We start from the raw sequence: 9,750 nt of genomic DNA, 5'->3' as shown, positions 1-9,750 counted from the left end.
CCGTTGCCGGTGGGCGGCGGCTCCGCCGCGGAGCCACCGCATCCCGTCAGGAGCGCCGGGAGCAGCACGGCGGCGGCAAGGGCGGTAGCCAGGGGCAGGCGGCGGCGGGTCGTCATGGCATCTCGGTTCGTCGAGGCGGGCTGAGCAGGGCGAGGAAGTCGTCGTGCAGCCTGCCGTTGGTCGCCAGTGACGAACGGGATGAGATCGAGTCGGTGCCGTCGATGTCGGTGAACCGTCCTCCGGCCTCTCGCACGATCGGGACGAGGGCGGCGATGTCGTACTCCTTCACGTCGAACTCAGCGACGAACTCGAGCCGCCCTTCGGCGAGGAGCATGTACGGCCACGTATCGCCGTAGCCTCGGTCGCGCCATACTGCGCGGCTCAGGCGCAGCACGTCGTCGCTGCGGCCTACCTCGTCCCACTGCGCGATCGACTGGAAGCTGATGCTGGCCTCGGCGAGGGCGCTCACGGTCGACACCGCGAGCCGGCGCGGCTCGCCCCCCGGCATATTCGTCCACGCCCCGAGGCCCGTCGCTGCCCACCAGCGGCGCCCGAGCGAGGGCTGGCTCGCGACGCCGACGTGCGGCACACCGTCGATCGCAAGCGCGATGAGGGTGGTCCACATCGGGATGCCTCTGAGGTAGTTCGCCGTGCCGTCGATCGGGTCGATGATCCATTGCCGGGCCGCGTCGCCGGAGGTGCCGTACTCCTCGCCGAGGATGCCGTCGGCCGGACGCTCCTGCGCGAGGATGCCGCGAAGTGTGCGCTCTGTCGCAAGGTCCGCCTCTGTCACGTGCGAGGCGTCGGCCTTGAGATGCACGTCGAGGTCGACGGCGTCGAATCGCGACATCGTGACAGCATCCGCCGCATCGGCGAGCCTCAGGGCGAGCCGCAGATCGTCGGAGAGATCGCCGGCGACAGGCGCGCCCTCGCCGCTACCACCAGACGAGGTTGCGGCGCGGGAAGTCACATCGTCAAGGATACGGCGCGCGGCTCAGCGGATTGGCGGGGAACGGCATCGGGATGGTAACGTTGACCCTCGGTTCGCCGTTGTTCGTCCGCGCCGGATCGCCTGCACCTCTAGCTCAATCGGCAGAGCAACTGACTCTTAATCAGTGGGTTCTGGGTTCGAGTCCCAGGGGGTGCACCAGGCAGGAGAGGGCCCCCGATTCCTACTTTCGTATGGAATCGGGGGCCCTCTCGTGGTGGGCGCTACCCGTCGAACCGAGTGCCCTCAGGACGAGAGCCGCGCAGCGCGAGCAACAACAGGATGAACGGTCCGAGCGGCACGAGCACGAGAAGGGCCCACCATCCCGAGAGGTTGGAGTCGTGCAGCCGCCGCACCGCGACGGTGAACCCGGGCACCGCGGTCACCAGCATCCAGATACCAGCGAAGATCAGGAAGAACGCGGCGAGCGCCGAGCTCGGGGCGTCGGTCGGTTGGGTCGTGAACACCTGGATGGGTGCGAACAGCCACGACCCGAATGGCCCGAGGTACAGCGTCGGCTGGGGAGTGCGGCCCTCGATCAGTGCCGGCAGCGCCAACTGCGTGACGGCGAGCACGACGAGGTTGGTGAGCATCCACCACCAATACTCGCTTCGACTGGCCCGCCCCCGCAGACGGAAGGCGTGCGTGCAGAACCGCTCCATCGCACGAGGCAGCGAGGCCCCCTCGATGGGTGCGGCGTCGATGGACGTGGTCACGCCGCCAGCCTAGGGGTTGCGACTGCGGCTGCCGCGCCGCTACCCGGCTACGCCGCGTCGCCCGCGAGGACGGCGAGGCCGATCTCCTCGGCATCCGCGCGGTGGCCGTCGATGCGGGCCAGCGCGCCGCGGCCGATGAGGATGGCCCCGGCCGCGATGAGCACGGACGCCGCCGCGAAGTAGAACGGGACGGACGCGCCCCACGCGTGCCAGAGCACGGCGGCGATCGGCGGGGCAGCGGCGCCGCCGAGGAAGCGCACCGCCGAGTAGGCCGACGACGCGACCGAGCGGGGGAGATCCGTCGCCTCCATGACCGACTCGGTGAGGACCGTGTTCATGAGGCCGAGCAGCAGGCCGCCCACGATGATGCACGCGACGAGCCCGGGGGCGGAGTTCACCACCAGCCCGGCGACGATCAGGTCGATCGCCAGCAGCGGCAGCACGAGGAGCATCGCGGTGCTGCGGGGGAGCCGGCGCAGCAGGATCGGCGCGATCCACACGCTCGTGATCGCCAGCGCGACGCCCCAGCCGAAGAAGGTCAGGCCGATGCCCATCGCGCCGAACCCGAGCGGAAACGGCGAGAAGGCCAGCAGCACGAAGAACCCGATGTTGTAGAAGAGGGCGGAGATCGCGAGCACCGCGAGGGCGGGCTGACGCAGCGCCCGGAACGGCGACGAGAGCTTTACGGGCTCGGGCTTCTGGTCCGCGCTGCGCAGCATCACGAGGACGGCGATGAAAGCGACCGCCATGAGGGCGACGACGCCGAAGAACGGACCGCGCCACGAGATCTCGCCCAGGATGCCGCCGAGCAGCGGCCCGATCGCGATGCCGAGCCCGAGCGCCGCCTCGTAGAGGATGATCGCCGCCGACGAGCCACCCGATGCGGCACCGACGATCGTCGCGAGGGCGGTGGAGATGAAGAGAGCGTTACCGAGTCCCCAGCCGGCGCGGAAGCCGATCACGGCATCCACGCTCCCCGACAGCGCGCATAGCAGCGCGAACACCACGATCAGTCCGAGACCGGCCAGCAGTGTCACCTTCGTGCCGATGCGAGAGGAGATCCAGCTCGTGAAGAGCATCGCGATCCCGGTGACGACGAGGTAGCTCGTGAACAGCAGCTCGGTCTCGACGGGCGTCGCATCGAGCGACTCGGCGATGGCCGGCAGGATCGGATCGACCAGGCCGATCCCCATGAACGCGATGACGCAGGCGAAGGCGACCGCCCAGACCTGTGCCGGCTGACGCCAGACGCTGACCTTCGCGGTCTTCGCGGTCTTCGCGGTCGAATCCGTGCCGCTCATCGGGCGAGCTCCGTCGCGCGTGTGCGTGTGGCGATGAGGTCCGCGGCGCGGCGGATCGTGTCCCACTCGTCCTCATCGAGGTCGCTGAAGCGCGGTGCGAGTGCTGCGCTGAGCACTCGCATCCACTCGGCGAGCGCATCGAGGCCCGCGGGCGTCGCCGAGACCACGGTGGCCCGTGAATCGCTCTCATCGGTTCCGCGCGCGACGAGGCCGGCATCCGTCATGTGTGCCACCAGCCGGGTCATCCCGGGCTGCGTTACGCGGCTGAGCGCGGCGAGGTCGCCGATGCGCTGCGGACCGTGATCCCGCAGCAGCACGAGGGTACGCCACTGCGCGGCAGGGGCTTCGCTTCGGGTCTCGAGAGACGCGACGCGCGTGAGCGCGTGCGCGCCCACGAGGAGGCGGAGGATGTCGTCGGCATGTTGCATACCTTGATTATATACGGCTGGTATATATTGCGGTGCCCGGCGTTACGCCCGGCGCGCCGGGCACCAGGCGATGATGGACAGCATGAGTAACGACGACATCGTTATCGTGGCCGCCGCGCGCACCCCGCAGGGCCGGATGAAGGGCAAGCTCGCGTCGTTCAGGGCGCCGCAACTGGGTGGTTTCGCGATCGCTGGTGCCCTCGCGAAGGCATCGATCCCAGCGGATGCCGTTGATGCCGTCATCCTGGGCCAGGTGCTGCCCGCGGGTTCTGGGCAGAACCCGGCGCGGCAGGCGGCGCTGGCGGGCGGTCTCGGCTGGGACGTGCCCGCTTCGGCCGTCAACAAGGTGTGCCTGTCGGGACTCACGGCGATCATCGACGCGAAGCGCATGATCGCGTCGGGAGATGCGACGGTCGTCGTCGCGGGCGGCATGGAGTCGATGAGCCGAGCGCCGCACCTGCTCATGGGATCGCGCGAGGGCTGGTCGTACGGTTCCGTCGAGGTCCTCGATCACCTGGCCTTCGACGGACTCACGGACGTCTACGACAAAGAGTCGATGGGGGCCTCGACCGATCGGCTGAACCCCGCGTACGGGATCACCCGTGAGGTGCAGGACCGCGTCGCCGCCCTCTCGCACCAGCGGGCGGCGGCAGCGCAGGTCGCAGGTGTGTTCGACGCCGAGATCGTCGCGGTGACGGTACCGCAGCGCCGAGGTGCTCCGATCGTCGTCACGATCGACGAAGGCGTGCGCCCCGACACGACAGTCGAGACGCTCGCAGGCCTGCGTCCGGCGTTCACGAAAGATGGCACGATCACGGCGGGCAACGCCTCGCAGATCTCCGACGGCGCGGCCGCGGTCGTCGTGACCACCCGCGCTCATGCCGATGCGCAGGGCTGGCCGGTGCTGGCGGCGGTCGGCGCCGCAGGTCAAGTCGCCGGCCCGGACAACTCGCTGCACGCCCAGCCGGCTCGCGCCATCGAGCAGGCCCTGCGCAGGCAGCACCTGACGGCATCCGACCTGGATCTCGTCGAGATCAACGAGGCGTTCGGCGCCGTCGTGGCGCGCTCGCAGGCCGAGCTCGGCCTGTCGACTGACGTCGTCAACGTCCACGGCGGCGGTATCGCGATCGGTCACCCGATCGGCGCCTCCGGCGCGCGGCTCGTCGTGCACGCGGTGCACGAGCTCACGCGGCGCGGGTCCGGGACGGCGGCCGTAGGCCTGTGCGGCGGCGGAGGTCAGGGGGAAGCGCTCATCCTCGCCCGGTGATCCCGCGGTTGCATACCACAACGTGAACAGTAGTGGTATCTTTCCGACATGAGTACCACTTACTCCGCAAGTCTGGGCGATCGCGGCCGGCTCGTGGTCCCGGCGCCGTTGCGTGAGCGGCAGAACTGGGAGCAGGGGATGCCCCTTCTGTTCATCGAGACGGAACGTGGCGTGCTGTTGATGACGCGAGAGCAGGCGAAGCGCGTCATCCGGGACCAGCTCTCTGGCGCTTCTCTGGTCGATGACCTGATCGCCGAGCGCCGCCGCGCGGCGGCGGTCGAGGGTGCTGCGTGACGATGGTCCTGGACGCGTCCGCCGTTCTTGCGTTCCTTCAGGACGAGCCGGGCGCAGAGCACGTGGAGAAGGCACTGCTCGCCGGTGCCGTCATCGGTGCGGCGAACCTGTCTGAAGTGGCACAGAAGGTGCGTGGTCGTGGTGACTGGGCTCTCTCGGCTGCGCTGCTGGAGAGCTACGAGTTGACCGTCGAACCTGTGACACGTGAAGACGGTGAGTGCGCCGCGCTCTTGTGGCGCCGGGGTTCGGGCCTCTCTCTCGCTGACAGGTTGTGCCTCGCGCTCGGCGAACGCCTCGACGCGCCCGCGCTGACGGCGGATGCGGCGTGGGGCGACGAGGGCCGGATTCGACAGATTCGGCCGCGCCGGGATTCGAACGGGAGAGATTCGACCGAGAGAGATTCGACCGAAGGGTAGGGCCGGACGTCAGCGCTCGAGCCGGTCCTTCTGGAGCTTCTGCTCCTTGCTCTTGACGGGGGAGTCGATCGCGACCGTGCGCCCGTGCGAGGCGCGGCGGGTGTCGACGATGGCGCCGATCGCGAGGGCGAAGGTGATGCCCCAGCTGATCCACGCGAGCGCCTGGCGCCAGGTGAACGGGACGTCGCCGCGGGCCCCCCGCAGCAGCGCCAGTCCGCTGGTCACAGCGGAGATGATCCCGGTCCCGAAAAGGTACTTGCGCATGGGTCCACGTTAGCCTGGAACCACGCCTGCCGAGAGGAGCCGCGTGAGCGACACCAGAGCCGAGGCCGATGTCATCGTCGTGTCGAATCGCCTTCCCGTCGATCATTCCGAGGACGCCGAGGGGGGTTGGCGTCGCTCGCCCGGTGGCCTTGTGGCGGCCCTCGAACCGGTATTGCAGACCACGGGCGGCGCCTGGGTCGGCTGGCCGGGGACGGCCGGCCTCGAGCTCGACCCTTTCGAGTTCGACGGCATGTCGCTCGTCCCGGTGATGCTGACGGATGACGACGTCGAGCTGTACTACGAGGGGTTCTCCAACGACACGATCTGGCCGCTGTATCACGACGTCATCTCGCCACCGGCCTATCACCGGGTGTGGTGGGACGCCTACGTCCGCGTCAACGAGCGGTTCGCGCGAGCGGCGGCATCCGTCGCCCGCGAGGGCGCAACCGTGTGGGTGCACGACTACCAGCTGCAGCTCGTGCCGAAGATGCTGCGGGACCTCCGACCCGACCTCGTGATCGGGTACTTCCATCACATTCCATTTCCGGCATATGGACTGTATTCGCAGCTGCCGTGGCGGCGCCAGGTGCTGGACGGGCTACTCGGTGCCGACGTCATCGGGTTTCAGCGCGTCGCCGACGCGGGCAACTTCGCCCGCGCCGTGCGGCGGCAACTCGGCTTCGACACGAAGGCCGGTGCGATCCGCGTGCCGGCCGCCGATGGTCGCGTCCGCATCGCGGTCGCGAAGGCCTACCCCATCTCGATCGACGCCGCGCTGTTCGACGAGATCGCCCGCCGCCCTGACGTCCAGGCGCGTGCGGTGGAGATCCGCGAGAGCCTGGGAAACCCGCGCACGGTGCTGTTCGGCGTCGATCGGCTCGACTACACGAAGGGCATCATGCACCGCCTCAAGGCGTATGGCGAGCTCCTCGCCGAGCACCGCCTCGATGTCGCGGACGTCACCCTTGTTCAGGTCGCGAGCCCAAGCCGCGAGCGCGTCGCGGCGTACATGCAGCTGCGTGACGAGATCGAGCTGACGGTCGGGCGGATCAACGGCGACCATGACACCGTGGGCCACACCGCCATCCGCTACCTGCACCATTCCTACCCGCGGGAAGAGATGATCGCGCTGTACCTGGCTGCCGACGTGATGCTCGTGACGGCGCTGCGCGACGGCATGAACCTCGTAGCGAAGGAATATGTCGCCAGCCGCATCGACGGCCGCGGCGCGCTCGTGCTGAGCGAGTTCACGGGCGCCGCCGACGAGCTGGCGCAGGCGATCAAAGTCAACCCGCACGACATCCAGGGCCTCAAGGAGGCGATCATCGCGGCCGTACAGATGACGCCCGCTGAGCAGACACGTCGCATGAGGGCCCTGCGACGCCGCGTCCGCGATCACGATGTCGCAGGCTGGTCGAAGCGTTTCCTCGCCGACCTCGACGCCGTGCGGAGCGACCGGTGACGGAGGGAGCGGTGACGATCGACGAGGCCATCGCCCTCCTTTCAGCCACCGACCGGCTGCTGGTCGCGCTCGACTTCGACGGCACGCTGTCGCCGCTCGTGGACGAACCCATGCGCGCGCGCATGGCGCCCGACGCCCGCGTCGCCGTCGACGCGCTCGTCGCGGCCCCTGCGACGACGGTCGCGTTCGTGTCGGGGCGAAGCCTGCCGGACCTGCGGATCATCGCGGAGCACGGCGACGACTCGACCATCCTGCTGGCCGGCTCCCACGGTGCCGAGCACTGGATCCCCGAGGCGATGCGCACTAACGAGGCGGATGCCGACGCGACGGATGCCGGCGACAGCACCCTCACCGAGCGCGCCGAACGCGACCGGTTGCGCACGGCGGCCGAGGCGATCGCCGCCGGCATCCCGGGGGCGTGGATCGAGCCGAAGACCTTCGGGTTCGCCGTGCCCTCGCGCACCGTGGTGTCGGCCGACCGCGCCGGGCTGCACGAGCGCGTCGACGCGCTCATGGCGGCGCAGGCGCCGGAGTGGCGTCGCCGTACCGGCCACGACATCGTCGAGTACGCCTTCCGCGACGAGGGCAAGGACACCGCCGTCGCGTGGCTGCGCGAGCGCACCGCTGCGACGGCAGTGCTCTTCGCCGGCGACGACGTCACCGACGAAGACGCACTGCGCTCGCTCGGACCGGGAGACGTGGGCGTGCGCGTCGGAACGGGGGAGACGTCGGCATCCGTGCGTGTGGACGGCATCCCAGAACTGGCGGCCATGCTTGTGCGTCTGGCGCGCGAGCGCACCGCCTGTCGGGAATAGACTTCGAGAATGCCTGAAAGCTCCACCACCATCGACATCAAGCCGCGCAGCCGGGTCGTGACCGACGGCATCGAGGCGACGACGTCACGCGGCATGCTGCGCGCCGTCGGCATGGGCGACGAGGACTGGGACAAGCCGCAGATCGGCATCGCGTCGAGCTGGAACGAGATCACGCCCTGCAATCTGAGCCTCGACCGGCTCGCGCAGGGTGCGAAGGAGGGCGTGCACGCCGGCGGCGGATACCCGCTGCAGTTCGGCACGATCTCGGTCTCGGACGGCATCTCGATGGGCCACGAGGGCATGCACTTCTCGCTCGTCTCGCGCGAGGTCATCGCCGACTCCGTCGAGACCGTCGTCATGGCCGAGCGCCTCGACGGCACGGTCCTGCTGGCCGGGTGCGACAAGTCCATTCCGGGCATGCTGATGGCCTCCGCGCGCCTGGACCTGTCGAGCGTCTTTCTCTACGCCGGGTCGATCGCGCCCGGCTGGGTCAAGCTCTCCGACGGGACCGAGAAGGACGTCACGATCATCGACTCCTTCGAAGCGGTCGGGGCGTGCCTCGCCGGAAAGATGAGCGAGGCCGACCTCAAGCGCATCGAGTGCGCGATCGCGCCGGGCGAAGGCGCCTGCGGCGGCATGTACACCGCGAATACGATGGCCTCGGTCGCCGAAGCGCTGGGGCTGAGCCTGCCGGGCTCCGCCGCGCCGCCATCAGCGGACCGCCGCCGCGACTACTTCGCGCACCGCTCCGGCGAGGCCGTCGTGAACCTGTTGCGCCAGGGGATCACGACCCGCGACATCCTCACGAAAGAGGCGTTCGAGAACGCGATCGCCCTCGCGATGGCGCTCGGCGGCTCGACCAACGTCGTGCTGCACCTGCTCGCGATCGCGCGCGAAGCAGACGTCGAACTGAGTCTGCACGACTTCAACCGCATCGGCGACAGGGTGCCCCACGTGGCCGACATGAAGCCGTTCGGAAAGTACGTCATGAACGACGTCGATCGCCACGGCGGCATCCCCGTCATCATGAAGGCGATGCTCGACGAGGGGTTCCTGCACGGCGATGCGCTGACGGTCACCGGCAAGACGGTCGCCGAGAACCTCGCCGAGCTCGACCCGGACCCGATCGATGGCACCGTCATCCACACCTTCGACGACCCCATCCATGCCACCGGTGGTCTCACGATCCTGCACGGGTCGCTCGCACCCGACGGCGCCGTCGTGAAGACGGCAGGCTTCGACGCCACCGTGTTCGAAGGTCCCGCGCGCGTGTTCGAGCGCGAGCGTGCGGCGATGGATGCCGTCGCGGACGGTTCCATCGAGCCCGGCAGCGTGCTGGTGATCCGCTACGAGGGTCCGAAGGGCGGCCCCGGCATGCGGGAGATGCTCGCCATCACCGCCGCCATCAAGGGCGCGGGGCTCGGGAAAGATGTACTACTCTTGACGGACGGCAGATTCTCGGGCGGCACAACCGGCCTGTGCATCGGCCACATAGCACCCGAAGCGGTGGACGCAGGTCCCATCGCCTTCGTGCGCGATGGTGATCTGATACGGGTCGATATCGCGGCTCGCACTCTCGACCTACTCGTCGATGAGGCAGAGCTGAACTCCCGCCGCAACGGCTGGGAGCCGCTTCCCCCGCGCTATACCCGTGGCGTCCTGGCCAAGTACTCCAAGCTCGTGCGTTCTGCTGCCCAGGGCGCCACGACGGGCTGAGCTCCCACTGACGGGAGAGCGCCCTCCCCGAAATCCAAGAGGTATCCGCATGTCTCTCGACACCGCCGCGGCCGTGCCGCGGC

Annotated in this window: 11 protein-coding genes and 1 tRNA gene; 7 read left to right on the top strand and 5 right to left on the bottom strand. The window is 69.2% G+C overall.

What is annotated here, in order from left to right:
* Positions 1 to 112: 112 nt before the first annotated feature.
* Complete coding sequence (locus WBP48_RS05835; RefSeq protein WP_424437465.1) at positions 113 to 970, bottom strand: inositol monophosphatase family protein; 858 nt, start codon at positions 968 to 970, stop codon at positions 113 to 115.
* Positions 971 to 1,074: 104 nt separating this feature from the next.
* Between WBP48_RS05835 and WBP48_RS05830 the strand changes: the two genes are divergently transcribed.
* Positions 1,075 to 1,150, top strand: a tRNA-Lys gene (locus WBP48_RS05830).
* Between the two features lie 62 nt (positions 1,151 to 1,212).
* On the opposite strand, the gene WBP48_RS05825 is transcribed toward WBP48_RS05830, so the two are convergent.
* From WBP48_RS05825 to WBP48_RS05815, 3 genes are read right to left on the bottom strand one after another with little or no spacing between them, the layout of a single operon-like run.
* Positions 1,213 to 1,704 carry a DUF805 domain-containing protein gene (locus WBP48_RS05825; protein WP_424437462.1) on the bottom strand — a complete coding sequence of 164 codons (492 nt, stop codon included), beginning with the start codon at positions 1,702 to 1,704 and terminating at the stop codon, positions 1,213 to 1,215.
* 47 nt (positions 1,705 to 1,751) lie between these two features.
* Positions 1,752 to 3,005, bottom strand: coding sequence for an MFS transporter (locus tag WBP48_RS05820; protein WP_424437459.1), 1,254 nt, complete (start codon positions 3,003 to 3,005; stop codon positions 1,752 to 1,754).
* Positions 3,002 to 3,433: a MarR family winged helix-turn-helix transcriptional regulator gene (locus WBP48_RS05815; RefSeq protein WP_424437456.1), complete on the bottom strand. Its 432-nt coding sequence runs from the start codon at positions 3,431 to 3,433 to the stop codon at positions 3,002 to 3,004. Before WBP48_RS05815 ends, WBP48_RS05820 begins: the two co-directional genes overlap by 4 nt.
* A gap of 82 nt (positions 3,434 to 3,515) precedes the next feature.
* Between WBP48_RS05815 and WBP48_RS05810 the strand changes: the two genes are divergently transcribed.
* From WBP48_RS05810 to WBP48_RS05800, 3 genes are read left to right on the top strand one after another with little or no spacing between them, the layout of a single operon-like run.
* Complete coding sequence (locus WBP48_RS05810) at positions 3,516 to 4,700, top strand: acetyl-CoA C-acetyltransferase (protein ID WP_424437453.1); 1,185 nt, start codon at positions 3,516 to 3,518, stop codon at positions 4,698 to 4,700.
* Between the two features lie 48 nt (positions 4,701 to 4,748).
* The gene (locus tag WBP48_RS05805; protein ID WP_424437450.1) at positions 4,749 to 4,994 is read left to right on the top strand and encodes an AbrB/MazE/SpoVT family DNA-binding domain-containing protein; all 246 of its coding nucleotides are present in this window, start codon (positions 4,749 to 4,751) and stop codon (positions 4,992 to 4,994) included.
* 2 nt (positions 4,995 to 4,996) lie between these two features.
* On the top strand, positions 4,997 to 5,410 hold the full coding sequence (locus WBP48_RS05800; RefSeq protein WP_424437467.1) for a type II toxin-antitoxin system VapC family toxin: 414 nt from the start codon (positions 4,997 to 4,999) through the stop codon (positions 5,408 to 5,410).
* Between the two features lie 9 nt (positions 5,411 to 5,419).
* On the opposite strand, the gene WBP48_RS05795 is transcribed toward WBP48_RS05800, so the two are convergent.
* Positions 5,420 to 5,674 carry a hypothetical protein gene (locus WBP48_RS05795; protein ID WP_424437443.1) on the bottom strand — a complete coding sequence of 85 codons (255 nt, stop codon included), beginning with the start codon at positions 5,672 to 5,674 and terminating at the stop codon, positions 5,420 to 5,422.
* Between the two features lie 43 nt (positions 5,675 to 5,717).
* Here WBP48_RS05795 and WBP48_RS05790 point away from each other — a divergent pair, with 43 nt between their 5' ends.
* Genes WBP48_RS05790 through ilvD form a run of 3 tightly spaced genes read left to right on the top strand, consistent with a single transcriptional unit; the run spans position 5,718 to position 9,667 of the window.
* Positions 5,718 to 7,136 carry an alpha,alpha-trehalose-phosphate synthase (UDP-forming) gene (locus tag WBP48_RS05790; protein WP_424437440.1) on the top strand — a complete coding sequence of 473 codons (1,419 nt, stop codon included), beginning with the start codon at positions 5,718 to 5,720 and terminating at the stop codon, positions 7,134 to 7,136.
* Positions 7,133 to 7,951, top strand: a complete 819-nt coding sequence (gene otsB / locus WBP48_RS05785) for a trehalose-phosphatase (protein WP_424437437.1) — start codon at positions 7,133 to 7,135, stop codon at positions 7,949 to 7,951. The genes WBP48_RS05790 and otsB overlap by 4 nt, the downstream gene beginning before the upstream one ends.
* Before the next feature lie 9 nt (positions 7,952 to 7,960).
* Positions 7,961 to 9,667 (top strand): dihydroxy-acid dehydratase, encoded by a 1,707-nt coding sequence (ilvD, locus tag WBP48_RS05780; RefSeq protein WP_424437434.1) that lies wholly within the window; start codon positions 7,961 to 7,963, stop codon positions 9,665 to 9,667.
* The last annotated feature ends 83 nt before the right edge of the window (positions 9,668 to 9,750 follow it).

It is taken from the genome of Microbacterium sp. (genome assembly GCF_049661145.1).
In the GTDB taxonomy this organism is placed as follows: domain Bacteria; phylum Actinomycetota; class Actinomycetes; order Actinomycetales; family Microbacteriaceae; genus Microbacterium.
The sequence above is the reverse complement of the archived record's forward strand: the minus strand, read 5'-3'. Positions and strand labels throughout refer to the sequence as shown.